This is a genomic window from Promicromonospora sp. MS192, assembly GCF_049532985.1.
Taxonomy (GTDB): Bacteria; Actinomycetota; Actinomycetes; order Actinomycetales; family Cellulomonadaceae; genus Promicromonospora.
Window position 1 is genome coordinate 5652388 of the sequence record NZ_CP186693.1, and the last position, 17565, is coordinate 5669952.

The window sequence follows — 17565 nt, forward strand, 5'->3', positions numbered from 1 at the left end:
CATGCCGAAGTACATGCTCATCATGCGCGGGACCGACGAGACCGTGGCCGCCTACGAGCAGATGGACTTCCAGAAGATCGTGGCCGACATGGGCCGGTTCAACCAGGAGATGATCCAGGCGGGCGTGCTGGTGGCCGGTGAGGGCCTGGAGGACGCCGCGGACTCCGTGGTCGTGGACTACTCGTCCGAGACGCCCGTCGTGACCGACGGGCCCTACGGCGAGACCAAGGAGCTGTTCAACGGCTTCTGGATCCTGGACGTGGCCTCCAAGGAGGAGGCGGTCGAGTGGGCCAGGCGGGCCCCGCTGGCCGGCCCGGGCAGCAAGGCGGAGATCCGCAAGGTGACCGAGATGGACCAGTTCCCGCAGGACAACGAGTACATCCAGAAGGAGCGGGACTGGCGCGAGTCCACGGGTCAGCTCTGAGCCCCGAGGGCCGAGGGCGGAAAGGGAGCGCGATGGACGACGACGCCGCACGACGGGCGGTCGAGGCGGTCTGGCGCATCGAGTCGGCGCGCATCGTCGGCGCGCTCACCCGCTACACGCGGGACTTCGAGCTCGCCGAGGACGTGGCCCAGGAGGCGCTCGCCGAGGCGCTCGTCTCCTGGCCCCGTGACGGCACGCCGCGCGACCCCGCGGCGTGGCTCGTACCACGGCCCGGCGCCGGGCGATCGACGCCTACCGGCGCCGGGCCGGGCGCGACGAGCGCTATGCCGCGCTGGCGCACGGCCTCGCCGAGGGGGAGGTAGTGACAGGCGGGCCGACGCCCGGCGCGGGTGTTCTCGCAGGTGACCCGGGTTCTGCACCCGATCTGATCGACCCCGGGCGCATCGACGACGACGTGCTCGCGCTCATGTTCGTGTCCTGTCACCCGGTGCTGTCCCGGGAGGCGCGGATCGCGCTGACCCTGCGCGTCGTGGGCGGCCTGACGAGCGACGAGATCGCCCGGGCGTTCCTGGTGCCCGTCGCGACGGTCCAGGCCCGCATCACCCGCGCCAAGAAGACGATCGCGGCGGCACAGGTCCCGTTCGAGGTGCCCGACGGCGCGGACCGGGCGGAGCGGCTCTCGTCGGTGCGCGGGGTGCTGTACGTGATCTTCACCGAGGGTTCCTCGGCGACGTCGGGCGACGACTGGATCCGGCACGACCTGGCCCGCGAGGCCGTGCGCCTGGCCCGCGTGCTCGCCCGGCTCGCCCCTGAGCCCGAGACGTTCGGCCTGCTCGCGCTCCTGGAGCTGACCGCCGCCCGGTTCCCCGCCCGGACGGGGCCGGCGGGGGAGCCGGTCCTGCTGGAGGACCAGGACCGGCGCCGCTGGGACCGCTCGGCGATCACCCGGGGCCGGGCGGCGCTGCGCCGCGCCGTCGGCCCGGCCGGGATGGGGGCCTACGCGCTGCAGGCGGCGATCGCCGAGTGCCACGCGGTGGCCCCCTCCGTGCCCGGCACGGACTGGGAGCGGGTCGTGGTGCTCTACGAGGCGCTCGGCCGTATCGCGCCGTCGCCCGTGGTGGACCTGAACCGTGCGGTCGCCGTGGCGATGGCCCGCGGGCCGGAGCTGGGGCTGCGGGTCGTGGACGACCTGGTCGACCGCCGTGTGCTGCAGGGTTCCCATCTGCTGCCGGGCGTCCGCGGCGAGCTGCTGGCCCGCCTGGGCCGCCCGGCAGAGGCCCGGGCGGAATATCTTCGCGCGGCGGCCCTGTGCGCCAACGCGCCGGAACGTGCGGTCCTGACGGCCAAGGCCGCAGCCCTGCCCTGACTCAACGGGTCAGCCAGGTGAGGTGGTCGGCGGTGGTCGGGCGGTACTCGCAGCCCGTCCAGCCCGGGTAGCCGCTCGCGTCCAGCGCGTCGAAGAAGGCCGGGTAGTCGATGGTGCCCGTGCCCGGTTCGCCGCGGCCCGGGGAGTCGGCGATCTGCACGTGGTCGACCGTGGCGCCGTGCCGTGCGATGTCCGCCACCACGTCGGCGCCGTTGTTGTGCAGGTGGTAGGCGTCGAAGAGCACGCCGACGCCGTCGCCCGCGCGGTCGGCGACCGCCCGCGCGTCGTCGAGGGTCAGGATGGGGTAGTCGCCGTTCTCGCCGCGGGTCAGCGGCTCGACCAGGACCGTGACGCCGACGTCGGCCAGGGTGTCGGCGGCGAGCCGGAGGTGCCGGGTCGCCGTCTCGTCCTGGACGGCCGCCGGGACGTCCGGCAGGCGCTGCCCGTACAGCGCGTTGACCCGGTCGCAGCCGGTCGCCCCGACGATCGACCGCAGCACCGCGAGGTTGCGCCGCAGCTCGTCGGCCCGGTCCGGGTGGGAGATGACGCCGCGCTCACCGCCGGGCATGTCACCCGCCCAGAGGTTGAGGCCGGTGAGCCGGACGTCCGCCGCGGCCAGGGCGTCGACGAACGCCCCCACCTGCGCGGCGTCCGGGTCGGGGGTGGCGAACGGCCACCAGCACTCGACGGCCTCGAACCCCGCGTCGCGGGCATGGCGGAAGCGTTCCGGCAGCGGCACCTCGCTGAACAGCAAGGACACGTTGGCGGCGAACCTGGGCATCTCGTACTCCGATCGTCGGCATTGACCGAGACAGGTATATCGAAATACCCTTCGTCAGGCCAGTCCTGATTCACTGGACGCGCAGACGTGATCAATCGATGGATCATCGAACGAAGGAGTTCGGTCGTATGGCAGTCGTGGGCTTTGTCGGGCTCGGTGTGATGGGGCGTCCGATGGCGGCGAACCTGGTGCGTGCCGGCCATGAGGTGCGGGCGTTCAGCCGCGGTGCCGCAGGCCGGGAGCGGGCCGCGGAGCTGGGGGTACCCGTCGTCGGCGGGGTCGCCGAGGCGGTCCGGGGGGCGGACGTGGTGATCACCATGCTGCCCGACACCCCGGACGTGCGGGCCGTGGCCCTCGGCCCCGACGGCGTGCTCGACCACCTCGCACCGCAGGGCGCCTACATCGACATGAGCACCATCGAGCCCGCGGGCGCCCGGGAGATCGCCGAGCGGTTCACGGCCGCGGGGCACGACGTGCTCGACGCACCCGTGTCCGGCGGCGAGGCCGGTGCCCGCGAGGGTGCCCTGTCCATCATGGTCGGCGGGCCGGCGGACACGGTCGAGCGCTGGCGCGACCTGCTCGGCGCCATGGGCACCACCGTCGTGCGCGTCGGTGACGCCGGCGCCGGGCAGGTCGTCAAGGCCGCCAACCAGCTCGTGGTGGCCACCCACCTGCAGGCGCTCGCCGAGGCGGTCGTCTTCCTGGAGGCCCACGACGCCGACGTCGCCACCGGGCTCTCGGTCATCGCACGCGGCCTCGGGGGCAGCACCGTCATCGACCGCAAGGCCGACGGCGTGCTCGCCGGCGACTTCGCACCGGGGTTCCGCCTCGACCTGCACCACAAGGACCTCGGCATCGTGGAGGGTGCCGCCCGGGCGCGCGGCGCCGTCCTGCCCGTCACGGGCCTGGTCGGCCGGCTCGTCCAGTCCCTGGTGCAGCGGGGGGACGGCGGGCTCGACCACTCCGCTCTCGTGGCGCTCGCCCGCGAGCTCAACGGGACGACACCGAGCACGACACCGGGGGCGGTGACGCGATGAGCCTGACCACACAGACCACGGGCACGCAGGAGCAGGTCCGGGCCGGGTGGTGGCACGAGCCCTTCCAGGTGTTCCAGACGAACCTGCGCGAGATCGACGCCGGGCTCGACGTGGAGCGCACCCTCGACGCGGTCCAGGGGCACGGCGCGAACGTCTGGCTGCTCAACGTGGGCGGCATCCTCTCGCACTACCCGACCGGGCTCGACGTGCAGACGCGCAACCCGCACCTGGCGCAGCGGCCCGGCGGCGACCTGGTCAGTGACGCCCTGGCCGCCGCGCGGCGGCGGGGCGTGCGCCTGCTCGCCCGGATGGACTTCTCCAAGGTCGCGCCCGCGATCGCCGACGCCCACCCGGAGTGGCTCTACGTCTCGCCCACGGGCGAGCGCCAGGAGTTCGAGGGGCTGGTCAGCGTGTGCCCCAGCGCCGGGTACTACCAGCGGCAGATCTTCGACGTGCTCGACGAGGTGCTCGACCGCTACGAGGTGGACGGGTTCTTCTTCAACTGGTTCGGGTTCAACGAGGTCGACTACGCGGGCCGCGTGCACGGCGTCTGCCACTGCGCCGCCTGCGTGGCCGGATTCCGCGCGCACACCGGGCTGGACCGCCTGCCCGACCGCGCGGGCGACGAGCACTACCGCGAGTGGCGCGGCTACGCCGCCGCGACCATCGACGCGCTCACCGCCCGGGTCCGGGCGCACATCGCCGCCCGCCGGCCCGACGCCGCGCTGATCCTCGGCACCGCCGCCGACGTGCTGTTCCACGAGGCGAACAACGCGATCGGGCGCACGCTGTGGCCGTACGCGACGGGGGAGGCAGTCAGCGCCCTGCGCTCGGCGCAGCCCGGCAAGCCGGTCATGGTCAACGCCGTCGCGTTCTGGGACATGCCCTACCGGCTCGCCGGCGAGCAGCCCGAGATGCTGGGCCAGTACCTCGCCCAGGCCGTCGCGCGCGGCGCCAACCCGTCGACCTACATCATGGGCCCGACCGGCCAGATCGCCTACGACGGGCTGGAGGCCGCGGCCACGGTCACCCGGTTCCACCGCGACCACCGCGACGTGTACACGGGGCTGGCGCCCGCCGCCGAGGTGGGTCTGGTCCGCCCCGACCCGCTGGACGACGACGGCCGGTTCGGCACCGGCGTCGCCGAGCACCGGGGCGTGCTGACGGCGCTGGTCGAGCGGCACGTGCCGTTCGACGTCGTGCCCCTGGCCGCCCTGGAGAGCCTGTCGCTCGACCGGTTCCGGGTGCTCGTGCTGCCCGACCTGCCGTCCCTGCCGGCCGGCGCCGCCGAGGCGCTGGACGGGTACGTCCGGGCGGGCGGCTGCGTGGTGGCCACCGGGCGCAGCGGCATCGCCCCCGACGGCTCGGTGCTCGACTGGTTCCCGGGCCTGCGGGTGACCGGGGTGGACGCCGACCGGGACGTCCTGAAGTCCAGCTACGTCCAGCTCGAACCGGACGCGGCGGCCGCCGCCGTCGAGGGCACGCGCGTCGCACCCCGGCACGGCCGTCACCACCGGCTGGCCTGGCGGGCGGACGCCGCACCGCGGCACCGCCTCGTGGAGAGCGCCCCGTACGGCCCGCCGGAGAAGGCGTACGGCCACGTGCCGGGCCACGAAGGCGTCGGCGGGGTCCGCGGCCATGGGGCCGGCACGGTGGTCCAGCTCCCCTGGGTGGCCGGCACGGCCTACCGGGACACCGGGCTCACCGTGCTGCGCGACCTCGTGGTCGACCTCGTCACCGAGCAGCTCGGGGACCGGCCGGTCGTGCTGGAGGGGCCCGAGCAGATCGAGGTGGTCGTCGGCCGGTCGGCCGCCGGGCTGGTCGTGCACCTGCTCAACCACTCGGGCCGGCGCGACAACGGCTACGGTCCGGCCGTCCCGGTGCACGGCGCCGTGCTGCGGCTGACGGGCCTGGCCGGGCGGCCCGCGCGGGTGCTCGCGGGCACGGCCACGGTCGTGGACGACGGCGACGACCTGGTCGTGCGCCTCGCTACGGTGGCCGAGCTCGAGGTGGTCGTGGTCGAGGACGGGGGTGGCGCACGTGGCTGACGTGATCGTCGTCCGGGGCGGCCAGCGCGACCGGGTCGTGGCGGCGGTGCGTGCGGCGCACCCCGGCGTCGTCGTGGCCGCGCCGGACGACGCCGACGCGCTGTCCGCCGCGACCGTCGCGACCGGGCGGCTCACCGACGCGGAGGTCGCCCGCATGCCGCACCTGGCGTGGGTGCACTCGTGGGCGGCCGGCGTGGAGGGCGACGTCGGGCCCGCGCTGCGCGGCCGCGCGACGGCGCCGGACGACGCCGTGACCGTCACGTCCTCGGCCGGCAACGGTGCCGTCCCGCTGGCCGAGCAGGCGCTGATGCTCATGATGATGCTGGGCCGCCAGGCCCCGCGCTGGGCGGAGGCGCAGCGGGAGCACCGCTGGGACCGGTTCACGCACGACGAGCTGCACGGCCGCACGGTCGGCGTCTACGGGTACGGCAACGTCGGGCGCGAGCTCGCGGTGCGGGCCCGGGCCTTCGGCATGGACGTGGTGGGGCTGCGCCGTCGGCCCGCCGGACCCGACGACCCCGTGGACCGCATGCTGCCCCCGGACGCCGTGGACGAGCTGGCGGCCGTGAGCGACTTCCTCGTCGTGGCCGCGCCCCTCACCGCGGAGACGTCCGGGGCGATCGGCCTGGGGACCCTGCGCGCGCTGGGGTCCGAGGGGCACCTCGTGGTCGTCTCGCGCGGCGGGATCGTGCGTGAGCCCGACCTGGTCACGGCCCTGCGCGACGGCGTCATCGCCGGGGCGGGCCTGGACGCGCACGCCACGGAGCCCCTGCCCCCCGACTCCCCGCTGTGGGACCTGCCCCGCACGATCATCACCCCGCACAACGGGGCGACGACGCCCTCCACCGCGGACCGCGGCACGGCGATCTTCCTCGACAACCTGGACCGATGGCTCGCGCGGCGCCCGCTGCGCAACGTCGTCGACGTCGGGCGCCTGCCCTGACACCTGGCATCGCGCCCCCTGCGACGCCGCAGTAATCCGTACAACGACGTACCCGAAAGAAGGACACCATGTCAGATCTCACCCGACGGTCGTTCCTGACCTGGACCGGAGTGGGGGCGCTCTCGCTCGCCGCCATGTCGCTCGTGGGCTGCGGCCCCTCCGGTTCCGGCGGGAACGGCTCCGTCCGCTTCGCCTGGTGGGGCGGCGCCGACCGCCAGCAGGCCTACCTGAAGGCCCTGGACGCGTTCACCGCCGAGCACCCGGACATCAAGGTCGCCCCGGAGTTCGGCGACTACGACGCCTACCAGGAGCGCATGACCACCCAGATGGCGGCGCGCGACGTGCCCGACGTCTTCTGGATCCCGTCGCCCGCCGTGCTGACCTACCGTGACGCGGGGCTGTACCGGAACCTCGACGGCATCGACGGCCTGGACCTGAGCGCGTTCGGCGCCGACCAGGTGGAGACGTTCCGGCTGGGCGGCGAGCTGAACACGCTGCCCAAGTCGATCTTCAGCCCGGTGGTGCGCTACAACACCACGTTCCTCGACGAGGACGGCGTGACGCTGCCCGACCAGCTCACCTGGGACAACCTCGCCGAGTTCCTCGTGGACTACGCGAAGGACAACGCGGGTGGCCGCAAGGGCACCACCTACGGCCCGTACCACGACATGCCGTTCGAGTCGTTCCTGCGGCAGCGCGGCGAGGACCTGTGGACCGAGGACGGCAGGCTCGGGGCCAGCGTGGACGGCGTGGCCGCCTGGATCGACTGGTGGGAGAAGCTGCGGCTCGCCGGTGCGACCACGAGCGTGAGCGAGCAGGACGGCATCGAGCCGTCGTGGTCCCAGGTGGGCGAGAAGGTGCTGCTCACCTTCGCCAACTCGAACCACATCGTGGACGAGGCCCAGGCCTTCCCCGACTACACCTTCGACCAGCGCGACGTGCCGGCGGCCGAGGACGCCGCGGCCGGCTACCACTTCACCTACTACAGCCGGTTCGCGATGTACTCCGGCGTGCCGGACGACCGGGTCGAGGCGGCCGCGGCGCTGATGAGCTTCAACCTCAACTCGCCCGAGCTGCTCAGCCTGGTCGGCCTGTCGTCCGGGGCTCCGCCGAACGCGGACCTGCTCGACCAGTACGAGCCCGACGCGACGCCCGACGAGCAGAAGGTCATCGCCATCACCCGCGAGATCGCCGGGACGGAGCAGCGCCCGCGCTTCGAGGCCCCCGCCGGGTCGGGGAGCTGGCGCGACCTGATGATCCGCGAGCTCGAGAAGGTGACGCTGGGCCAGACGACGGTCCCCGATGCCGCGGCGGCCTTCGTCGAGGCCGTCGAGGGCGAGATCGCGGGCGCATGATGACCGTCACGACGACGAAGGACACCGGGCGCCGGGCGCGAGGAGCGCCCGGCGCCGCCGGGACGCGGCGCGCCGGGGCCAAGCCCACGGGCGTCCGGCGCGGCCAGGGACTGGTGGCGCACATCTTCCTGCTGCCCTGGATGATCGGCATGATCGGGGTCACCGCGGGCCCGCTCATCGCCTCCGCCGTGCTGGCGTTCACGGACTACGACCTGCTGACCGCGCCGCAGTTCATCGGCCTGGACAACTTCGTGCGCATGGCGGGCGACGAGCGGTTCTGGGCCGCCGTCCGCGTGACGCTCGTGTACGTGCTGGTGTCGGTGCCCCTGCAGCTCGGGTTCGCGCTGTTCCTGGCGGTCGTGCTCGACAAGGGGCTGCGCGGTCTGTCGCTCTACCGCAGCGCGTTCTACCTGCCGTCCCTGCTCGGCGGCAGCGTAGCGATCGCGATCCTGTGGCGGCAGATCTTCGGGGAGAACGGCCTGGTCAACCAGGTCCTGGGCTGGTTCGGCATCGAGCTCGGCTCCTGGTTGCAGGACCCGTCGCTGGCGTTGTCCACCCTGGTGGTGCTCAACGTGTGGACCTTCGGCTCCCCGATGGTCATCTTCCTGGCGGGCCTGCGGCAGATCCCCGAGGAGCTCTACGAGGCCTCGATGATCGACGGCGCCGGCCGCGTGCGGCGGTTCTGGTCGATCACCATCCCGCTGCTCACCCCGATCATCTTCCTGAACCTCATCCTGCAGATGATCGGCGCGTTCCAGGCCTTCACGCAGGCGCACGTGGTCAGCGGCGGCAGCGGCGGCCCGCTCGACTCGACGCTCTTCTACACGCTCTACATCTACCAGCGCGGCTTCGTGAACTTCGACATGGGGTACGCGTCCGCGATGGCGTGGGTGCTGCTCCTGGTCATCGCCGCCGCCACCGCCGCGAACTTCATCGTGTCGCGGCGCTGGGTCTACTACGGAGACGAATGATGGCTGCCACCGTCCGAACCTCGACCGCGAGCCGCCTGGTGCGGCACGCCGTACTCGTGGTGTTCGTGCTGCTCATGATCTACCCGCTGCTGTGGATGGTCGTGAGCTCGTTCAAGCCGAGCAACCTCATCCTGTCGCAGACCGGGCTGATCCCCACCGAGATCACGCTCGACAACTACGGCGCCGGGTGGAACGCGCTCGGCTCCCCGTTCTCGCTGTTCCTGGGCAACTCGCTGCTCATCGGCATCGGGTCCGTGCTCGGCAACCTGTTCTCCTGCTCGCTCACGGCCTACGCGCTGGCCCGGCTGAACTTCCGCATGAACAAGGTCTACCTGGCGCTCACGCTGATGACGATCATGCTGCCGTTCCACGTGCTCGTGATCCCGCAGTACATCCTGTTCGCCGAGCTGGGCTGGATCAACACCTACATCCCGTTGCTGCTGCCCAAGTTCCTGGCCACCGACGCGGTGTTCATCTTCCTCATGGTGCAGTTCATCCGGGCCCTGCCCCGCGAGCTGGACCAGGCGGCGATGATCGACGGCGCCGGGCCCTTCCGCATCTTCTGGTCGGTGATCCTGCCGCTGATGCAGCCCGCGCTGATCACCACGACGATCTTCACCTTCATCTGGACGTGGAACGACTACTTCGGCCCGCTGCTGTACCTGACCCGGACCGAGCTGTACACGGTCCCGGTGGCGCTGAAGTCGCTGGTCGACACCGAGACGCAGAGCGGCATCGGCACGATGTTCGCGATGTCGCTCGTCTCGCTGGTGCCGATCGTCCTGTTCTTCATCTTCGCTCAGCGCTACATCATCAAGGGCATCGCGACGACGGGAATCAAATGACGGCAGTGCGCACACGACTGGACGGCGAGCTCCGCTGGACCCAGCTCACCTTCGTGGAGAACGACCCGCTCGACTTCGACCTCGACGCATGGGCCGACGTCATGGACCGCACGGCGTCGACGGCGGTGTGCATCAGCGCCGGCGGCTACGTCGCCTACTACCCGACCAAGGTCGGCCTGCACCACCGCAGCGTGCACCTCGGCGACCGGGACCTGCTCGGCGAGGTGGTGGACCTGGCCCGCTCGCGCGGGATGGCCGTCATGGCCCGGGTCGACCCGCACGCGGTGCACCAGGACGTCGTCGACCAGCGGCCCGAGTGGATCGCCCGGACCGAGGACGGCGAGCTCCTGGAGCACTGGGCGATGCCCGGCATCTACCTCACCGACGCGTTCGGCGGCTACAGCTGGGAGCTGACGACCGAGGTGCTGCGGGAGATCGCGCGGGACTACGACGTCGACGCCCTGTTCGCGAACCGGTGGCAGGGGCACGGGCCCGGGTACACCGAGTCCACGGCGCGGGAGTACCGGGCCACGACCGGCCGCGACCTGCCGCGGGCGGCCGATCCGGCCGGCGGCGAGGCGTGGGCGACGTACCGGGCGTGGCGGCGCTCCCGGCTCAGCGACCTCGTGGCGCACTGGGACAAGGCCGTGCAGGAGGTGGCACCGGAGGTGCGCTTCGTGCCCAACCTCGGGTCGTTCACCGCCGCCGACCTGGAGCCGCGCGTCGCGCGCTCCGTGCCGTTCCTGCTGGTGGACCACCAGGCGCGGGGCGACGGCGAGGCCCTGTGGGCCGCGGGCCGGGACGCGAAGCGCGTGCGCGCGCTGCACCCCGGCAAACCGGTCGGGCTCATCACGTCCGTGGGCCCGGAGCTGCACGACTTCCGCTGGAAGGACTCGGTCAACGCCGCGGTCGAGACCACGGGGTGGATCGTCGACGGGTTCGTGCACGGGGCGTTCCCGTGGTTCACCAAGTTCGCCGCCCGGATCCACGACCCGCGCTGGATCCCCGCCGTCGAGCGGGCGTTCGGGCTGCACCGGGCGGTGGCCGACGTGCGCGAGGACGAGCGGCCCGCCGCCGAGACGCTCGTGTGGGACGCCGACGAGCACACCGCGACACGGCGGGTGCGCGACGCGGCGTCCGGGGTCTACCAGGCGCTGGTCGAGCTGGGCGTGCCGTTCGAGTACGTCGGCCCGGGGTCGCTGACCGCGCTGACCCGGCCCGGGGTCCGGCTCGTCGTGGTGCCCGAGGTGCCGTCGATCGAGCCCGAGGCGGCGGACGCCCTTCGGGTGTTCGTCGAGGCCGGCGGGTCGCTGCTGCTCACGGGCGGCGGGCCCGACGTCGTCGGGCGGCAGGCCCTCGTGACCGAGCTGCTGGGCGTCGAGGTCGCCGAGCGGCGCGAGGGCATCGTGCGCAACAACTACGTGCGGCGGGAGCCGGGCGGAACGCTCCAGGAAGGGTTCGGGGACGCGCAGCGGATCGTGGGCGGCACGCGGCTGGTGCGGTTCGGCGTGCTCGACAGGACGTCCGACGTGTCCTGGCGGTTCGTGCCGGACCACCCCGACCTGCCCATGGAGGAGGTCTACCCGCGCTCGGAGCCCACGGAGCCGGCCGTGTTCGGTGCCCGCCTCGGCGCGGGCCGGGTCGACGTGATCGGGTTCAACGCCACCGAGCTGTACTGGCAGGCGCTCCAGGCCGACCACCTGACCCTGCTCGGCAATGCGGTGCGCCGCGGCCTGGGCGGCGGTGCGGCGGTCGAGGTGCGCGGCCCGGGCGTGCTCGACGTCGCCACGTGGGCCGGCGACCGGTCGTTCACCGTGCTCGCCGCCAACCTGACCGACCCGATGATGATGCGCGGCCAGCGCCGGCGGGTCTCCCCGCTCGACGGCGTCCGGCTGGCCGTCGACCTCGACCGGGTCGCGGCGCTCGCGGACGGGTCGCTGCCTGCGGGGCCGGCAGGGAAGGTCACCGTTCGGACGCTGGAGGGCGAGCAGTGGCGGGAGGCCGACGCGAGCCGTTCCGGGTCGCGCCTCGAGGTCCGCCTGCCCCCGGTCCACGAGCTGGCCGCGCTCCGCCTGACCTGGTAGGCGCGACCCACCGGACGACCATGCGTCTGCTGCCAGGAACCGCACCCTCCTGGCAGCAGACGCATGGTCATGTCCCGGGCGGGGGAGCTGTCGAGCCGCGGACCACCAGCGCCGGGCGCTCCAGCGGCACCGGCTCCTCGACCGTCTCGCCCAGGAGGGTGAGCACCTTCGCCGCCGCGGCCCGCCCGCGCTGGAAGGCGAACCGCTGGACCGTCGTCAGCGGCGGGTCCACCCACTCGCCCAGCGTCAGGCCCTCGAAGCCGACCACCGAGATGTCGTCGGGCACGCGCAGGCCGGCGGCCTGGATGGTGCGCATCCCGGCGATCGCCATGGTGTCGGTGCCGTACAGGATGGCTGTCGGCCGGACGACGCCCGCCAGCAGCGCCGTGGTCTCCTCGGCGGCGCGGGCGGGGGAGTACTCGAGGGCGACGACGGCGTGCGGCTGCCGCCCGTGCTCGGCCAGCCGCTGCACGAACGCCTCGCGGCGCAGCACCGGCAGCACGAAGTCCTTGGGCCCGCTGATGTACGCGATGCGCTCGTGGCCCAGCCCCACCAGGTGGTCGACGGTCTCGGCGATGCCCGCGCTCGGCGGGTCGGCGTCCACGTACTCGATGGCGCCGGGCTTCCAGGGCGCGCCGACCAGCACGGCCGGCAGGCCGAGCCGGGCCATCAGCTCGGGGCGGGTGTCGCCGACCATGGAGTTGGTCAGGATGATCCCGTCCATCCGCTGCCGCTCGGCGAGCGTCCGGTAGAAGTGGCCCTCGTCGTGCTGGCCGGCGATGAAGACGTTCAGCAGCAGGCCGTACTCGCGCGGGGTGAGCACCGACTCGATGCCCGAGATGAAGTCCATGTTCCCCGCGCCGACACCGGGTACCTTCGAGTCGCTGCTCAGCACCAGGCCGATCGCCTGCGCGCGGGCCGTCCGCAGGGCGATGGCCGCCGCGTTGGGGCGCCAGTTGAGCTTGCGTGCGGCCTCCCGGATGCGCTCCGCGGTGGCCTCCGAGATGCGCCCCGTGCCGTTGAACACCTTCGAGACCGCGCCCGGGGAGACCCCGGCGAGCGCGGCGACGTCGCTGATGGTCGGACGGCCGCTGCCCCGGGGCTTCTGCGGCGTTCTGGGTGTGGTCATGGGGCGCTCATCTCGAGCGCAATCCTACGTGGTTTATCGGTGCACCACCGGCCCTCACCGCAGCCGCAGGGTCGCCACCAGCACACCGGTCAGGCACAGCGCGCCGCCCGCCAGGGCGACCGGGGCGGGCACCTCGCCCAGCAGGGCCCAGGACATGAGCACGGCCAGCGGCGCGGCCGCGTACGTCGCGGCACCGAGCCGGCCCGCCGTCGTCCGCGTGAGGGCGTAGCCCCAGGTCGCGAAGGCGACCGCGGTGGGGAAGACGCCCAGGTACACCACGCTCAGGGTGGCCGACGCCGGGGCCGCCGCGAGCTCGTCCAGCAGCGCCGGCGCGAAGGGCAGGCACGCGACCGTTCCCGCGAGGCAGCCCAGCCACGTCATGGTCAGCGAGTCGACGCGGGGCAGCAGGCGCTTCTGCAGGATGGTGCTCCCGGCGTAGACGAGGGCGGCGGCCAGGCCGAGCGCGACGCTCACGCCGTCCGAGGCCCCGCCGGACGTGGCCAGCGCGATGCCCGCCACACCCACGAACGCGATGCCGATGCCCGCCAGGAGCCGTGCGGGGAAGCCCTCGCCGAGGGTGAACCCGGCGAACACCGCGATGAGGATCGGCGCGAGCCCGACCAGGAGAGAGGCCGTGCCGGCGTCGAGCGTGCGCTCGGCGGCGTTGAGGGCGAGGTTGTAGAGCCCGAACCAGAGCACGCCCCAGACCAGGACGCCGGCCAGCGTCCGGCCGCGCGGCAGCCGGAGCTTGCCCGCCAGGCCTGCCATGACGGTCAGGGCGAGGGTGCCCACGAGGATCCGGCCGAGGGCCAGGGCGCCCGGTGAGTAGTCGAACCCGGCGGCGCGGATGCCGATGAAGGCCGAGCCCCAGAGCACCACCGTCACGGCGGCGGCCGCCGGCACGAGGAGTGCCCGGGCGGCCGGCCGGCCGGCCACGGCGGTACTGGTCATGTCGGCCAGGGTGCCCGGGTCGACGGGCTGCGTCCGGCGGCGGTCGGCCGTGGTATTCGTCATGCTGCGATGGTCGCCCCACAGCACTGTGAAGCACCAGCGATTCTTCCTTCATCTGGATTCAGTCTCGCTGTAGTGTGGGGCCATGCTCGACGTCCACCGTCTTCGTGTCTTCCGCTCCGTCGTCGCCTCGGGCTCGATCGGCGCGGCGGCGGCCAACCTCGGCTACACGCCGTCCGCCGTCAGCCAGCACGTGTCCGCGCTCCAGCGGGAGACGGGGCTCAAGCTCCTGGCCCGGCACGGTCGCGGCATCCGCCCGACCGCCGCGGGGCACGCCCTGGCCGCGCAGGCGGACGGCGTGCTCGAACGGCTCGGCGAGGCCGAGTCGATGATCGCCGACCTGCGCGCCGGCCGCACCGGCTCGCTGTCGGTCGCCTACTTCGCGTCGGTGGGCTCGGCGTGGCTGCCCGACGTCGTCCGCGTGCTCACCACGAGGTTCCCCGGGGTACGCCTGGACCTGGAGCTGGCCGAGCACATCCCGGACAAGACCGAGGACCGGGCCGACCTCCAGGTCGCGGTCGCGCAGACCGGGTTCGAGGCCGGGAGCGGCTTCACCGCGCACCACCTGCTCGACGACTCGTACGTGGCCGTGCTCTCACGGAACCACCCGCTGGCCGGCCGGGACGAGATCGAGCTGGCCGAGCTCGCGGACGAGTCGTGGGTCGACAACGACTTCGCGCGCGGGTGGTGCCGCCGCAACCTCCTGGAGGCATGCACCGCCGCGGGCTTCAGCCCCACCTTCCACGTCGAGGCGCACGACTACCCGACGGCGGTGGCGTTCGTCGAGGCAGGGATCGGCCTGACGGTGCTCCCCGAGCTGGGTGCCGCCCAGCTGCCGGCCGGCACGGTCGCGGTGCCGGTGGTGCGCCCCACGCCGGTGCGTTCGATCTACGCGGTGGTGCAGGACGCCGTCGCGCACACCCCGCCGGCCGTCGCCGCGCTGGAGGCGTTGCGGCAGGCCGCCGTCGCTTCGCGGGCAGCCGTGGTGGCCGCATAGGGTGGGCGGGTACCGGCGCCGGGGAGCACCCCGGCGTCCCCCGAGCGAGAGGCAATCCTCGTGACCACGCTTCCTACCGCCTCCGGCAGCTTCGGCGACAAGCCGGAGCTGACCTTCCCCGAGGGTGACGCACCCGCCGGCCTGCAGGTCAAGGTGCTCTCCGAGGGCAACGGTCCGGTCGTCGAGTCCGGGCGCACCATCGTGGTGAACTACCTGGGCCAGACCTGGGGCGGCCACGTCTTCGACAACTCGTACGACCGCGGCACCACCATCGACTTCCCGATCGGCGTCGGCGCCGTCATCGGCGGCTGGGACAAGGGCATGGTCGGCCAGAACGTCGGCTCGCGCCTGCTGCTCTCGATCCCGCCGGAGCACGGCTACGGCTCCCGCGGCGTCCCGCAGGCGGGCATCGGCGGCACGGACACCCTGGTCTTCGTGGTGGACGTCGTCGCGGTCAAGTGACCCCTCGTTGAGTGCGGGATCTTCGCCCTTCTCCGTGTGCCAGACGGGCGAAGATCCCGCACTCAACCGTTTCTACGGGTAGGTGACCACCTGGGAGCGCTGCGTGCCCTGCTGGACCGGGGCGCCCGTGTCGTTGATGACGTGGTTGATACCGCCCGAGCCGTTGAGGAAGATGGCGGTCATCGACCGGAACGAGACGCCCGGCGCGCTCGGCGCCTGGATGCCGGACTCCAGGCGGATGTCCTGGCCCTGGTTGAAGAACGAGTACGTGCCGGTGCCGGTCGCGGTGTGGTTCTGCACGTCGTCGGCGACCCGGTAGGCGGCGTAGCCGAGGCGGTCGCCGTCCATCCACGCCCCCTGGTTCGGCACGTCGTACGGGATCTCGTTCTGGTAGAAGATCGTCTGCCCGTCCTCACCGTTCCAGATCGTCTGCTCCTCCTGGTAGTGCTCGACGAACAGGCCCGTCGCGGTGACCCGGTCACCGTTGACGACGACGCCGTGGGCGCCGGTGTTGACGTCCCACCCGATGCCGTTGCCGTGGTCGCCGCGCCAGGCCCAGATGTGGTCCAGGAGCGTGTCGGGGCTGTTCACCTCGATGGAGGTGACGGCCTTGCCCGCCCAGGGGCCGCCCACGCGGACGAAGACGTCGGTCAGCGTGGTCGGGTCGGCGGCGTCGGAGACGGTGGCACCCTGCGGGCCCACCTGGATGAGCTTCTGGGACTCGGGCACGTTGGCGTCGGCCGTGATGCCGGCGATCTTGACGCCCGCCACGTCGCCGATCTCGACGACGGCGTTGCCGGCGGTCGGGGTGAGCGAGGCGTAGCCCAGGCCGAGCACGACGGTGTCGGCGCGGTCGATGGTCAGGGGCGCGTCCAGCTCGTACACGCCCGGCGTCAGGACGAGGTTCTTGCCACCGGCCAGCGCCGCGTTGATCGACGCGGCGTCGTCGGTGCCCGCCTTGGCGACGTAGAAGTCGGAGATCCCGATCGACCGGCCGGCGTCCGGCCCCGTGGACCAGTCGGTCCCGCTGCTGTTGGTCTTCGCGTTCGGCACGAACACCGACAGCTCGCCGTCGTCGCCCCGGTACAGGAACGGGGCCTCGCGGCTGACCGGTGTGGAGCCGATGGTCGTCGTCACGCCGACGTTGTCGCCCACGGGCTGGCCGAAGTTGGTGGCCGGCGCGCCCTGCACCCCGGCGAAGACCATGTTCCACACGCCGCCGTCCCAGGCGCCGACCTCGGAGTTGCGGGTGAACCACTGCTGCTGCGAGCCGGAGACGATGGTGCCGGAGACCCGCGAGTTGGCCAGGTAGCCGCCCGAGGCGAACTCGCCGTACCGGCCGAAGATCGTCAGGTCGCCCTGGATGTCCATGCGGCGCATGGGCGCTGCCTGGGAGACGGCGAACCGCATCTGGTGCGGCTCGGTCACGCCCGCGGGGAACGGCAGCGCCGCGTCCTCGCCGACGGGGCGCTGGATCGGGTTGATCCCCATGTTGGAGATCGACCGCCAGAAGCGGGTCAGCGATCCGGGGTCGGCGCATGCCCAGGGCTCGTTGGGGCAGCCGACCACGGGTTCCACGTGCAGCGCGCCGTTGATGTGGACGTCGTCAGGCTGCGCGCCCAGTCCTGCGATCGACTCGTAGTAGCCCACCTGGGCGTTCACGATGCCGGTGGCCGTGGCCGGGTCGTCCTGCCCGGCGGCGCTGCCGTACGTGCCGGGCTCGAAGAACACCTGGTGCCGGTCGAGGCTGAACTCCGCCTCGTCGTTCACCGAGTCGAGGAACTCGTTGATGCGGTCGGTGGACCAGCTCGGGTCGATGAACGTGACGTTGGGGCCGAAGTCCGGATCGGCGGCCGCCTTCTTCGGCTTGTGCTTCGGCTTGTGCCGGCCGTGCTGCGCGCCCTGGGCCTCCGGCGCCGTGCGGGCCGTCGCGGTGTCCTTTGTCGCGGAGGCCGGGGCGAGGGCCTTGCCCTGCCCGTCGGCGGCGGGCGTCGCGGTGGCTGGGAGCGCCGTCACTGCGGCTCCCGCCGCGAGCGATACGGCGACCGCCGCGACGGCGGCGCCGCGCAGGGTGGTGGGGAGTGTCCTCATCGACAGGTCCTTCGGCTCGGGGCAGGCCGGCGCAGGCCGGGCATGCTGCCGTGCGGATGC

The 17565-nt window shown here is 72.9% G+C and carries 14 protein-coding genes and 1 pseudogene; 11 read left to right on the top strand and 4 right to left on the bottom strand.

All coding sequences use genetic code 11. The features are described from left to right. Position 1 precedes the first annotated feature (1 nt). A complete protein-coding gene (locus ACO229_RS25355; RefSeq protein WP_397430756.1) occupies positions 2 to 424 on the top strand; it encodes a YciI family protein in 423 nt (140 codons plus the stop codon). A 32-nt stretch (positions 425 to 456) separates the two neighbouring features. Further along, positions 457 to 1751: pseudogene (locus ACO229_RS25360) on the top strand (RNA polymerase sigma factor). Between the two features lies 1 nt (position 1752). Here ACO229_RS25360 and ACO229_RS25365 read toward each other — a convergent pair. Then, positions 1753 to 2532 carry a hydroxypyruvate isomerase family protein gene (locus ACO229_RS25365; RefSeq protein ID WP_423463149.1) on the bottom strand — a complete coding sequence of 260 codons (780 nt, stop codon included), beginning with the start codon at positions 2530 to 2532 and terminating at the stop codon, positions 1753 to 1755. A gap of 128 nt (positions 2533 to 2660) precedes the next feature. Between ACO229_RS25365 and ACO229_RS25370 the strand changes: the two genes are divergently transcribed. The 7 genes from ACO229_RS25370 (at position 2661) to ACO229_RS25400 (ending at position 11815) form a co-directional block, all read left to right on the top strand. Further along, complete coding sequence (locus ACO229_RS25370) at positions 2661 to 3569, top strand: NAD(P)-dependent oxidoreductase (RefSeq protein ID WP_423463150.1); 909 nt, start codon at positions 2661 to 2663, stop codon at positions 3567 to 3569. After that, positions 3566 to 5617, top strand: a complete 2052-nt coding sequence (locus ACO229_RS25375; protein WP_423463151.1) for a beta-galactosidase trimerization domain-containing protein — start codon at positions 3566 to 3568, stop codon at positions 5615 to 5617. The genes ACO229_RS25370 and ACO229_RS25375 overlap by 4 nt, the downstream gene beginning before the upstream one ends. After that, positions 5610 to 6560: a D-2-hydroxyacid dehydrogenase gene (locus tag ACO229_RS25380; protein WP_423463152.1), complete on the top strand. Its 951-nt coding sequence runs from the start codon at positions 5610 to 5612 to the stop codon at positions 6558 to 6560. Before ACO229_RS25375 ends, ACO229_RS25380 begins: the two co-directional genes overlap by 8 nt. Before the next feature lie 68 nt (positions 6561 to 6628). Continuing rightward, positions 6629 to 7915, top strand: a complete 1287-nt coding sequence (locus ACO229_RS25385; protein ID WP_397430750.1) for an ABC transporter substrate-binding protein — start codon at positions 6629 to 6631, stop codon at positions 7913 to 7915. Further along, the gene (locus ACO229_RS25390) at positions 7915 to 8886 is read left to right on the top strand and encodes a carbohydrate ABC transporter permease (protein WP_397430971.1); all 972 of its coding nucleotides are present in this window, start codon (positions 7915 to 7917) and stop codon (positions 8884 to 8886) included. Before ACO229_RS25385 ends, ACO229_RS25390 begins: the two co-directional genes overlap by 1 nt. Next, positions 8886 to 9731, top strand: a complete 846-nt coding sequence (locus ACO229_RS25395; RefSeq protein WP_397417020.1) for a carbohydrate ABC transporter permease — start codon at positions 8886 to 8888, stop codon at positions 9729 to 9731. Before ACO229_RS25390 ends, ACO229_RS25395 begins: the two co-directional genes overlap by 1 nt. Positions 9732 to 9736: 5 nt before the next feature. Next, entirely contained in the window at positions 9737 to 11815 is a 2079-nt protein-coding gene (locus ACO229_RS25400; RefSeq protein ID WP_423463153.1) for an alpha-amylase family protein, read from the top strand. A 67-nt stretch (positions 11816 to 11882) separates the two neighbouring features. Here the strand turns inward: ACO229_RS25400 and ACO229_RS25405 are convergent, their stop codons facing one another. Both ACO229_RS25405 and ACO229_RS25410 read right to left on the bottom strand, forming a co-directional pair. Beyond that, on the bottom strand, positions 11883 to 12944 hold the full coding sequence (locus ACO229_RS25405; protein WP_423463154.1) for a LacI family DNA-binding transcriptional regulator: 1062 nt from the start codon (positions 12942 to 12944) through the stop codon (positions 11883 to 11885). Between the two features lie 54 nt (positions 12945 to 12998). Then, the gene (locus ACO229_RS25410) at positions 12999 to 13958 is read right to left on the bottom strand and encodes a DMT family transporter (protein ID WP_423463155.1); all 960 of its coding nucleotides are present in this window, start codon (positions 13956 to 13958) and stop codon (positions 12999 to 13001) included. A gap of 82 nt (positions 13959 to 14040) precedes the next feature. Here ACO229_RS25410 and ACO229_RS25415 point away from each other — a divergent pair, with 82 nt between their 5' ends. Together ACO229_RS25415 and ACO229_RS25420 are read left to right on the top strand one after the other, a co-directional pair. Beyond that, entirely contained in the window at positions 14041 to 14952 is a 912-nt protein-coding gene (locus ACO229_RS25415; RefSeq protein ID WP_397417009.1) for a LysR family transcriptional regulator, read from the top strand. A 60-nt stretch (positions 14953 to 15012) separates the two neighbouring features. Further along, positions 15013 to 15414: an FKBP-type peptidyl-prolyl cis-trans isomerase gene (locus ACO229_RS25420; RefSeq protein WP_397417007.1), complete on the top strand. Its 402-nt coding sequence runs from the start codon at positions 15013 to 15015 to the stop codon at positions 15412 to 15414. A 72-nt stretch (positions 15415 to 15486) separates the two neighbouring features. Here the strand turns inward: ACO229_RS25420 and ACO229_RS25425 are convergent, their stop codons facing one another. Continuing rightward, complete coding sequence (locus tag ACO229_RS25425; protein ID WP_423463156.1) at positions 15487 to 17505, bottom strand: adenylyl cyclase; 2019 nt, start codon at positions 17503 to 17505, stop codon at positions 15487 to 15489. Positions 17506 to 17565: the final 60 nt, after the last annotated feature.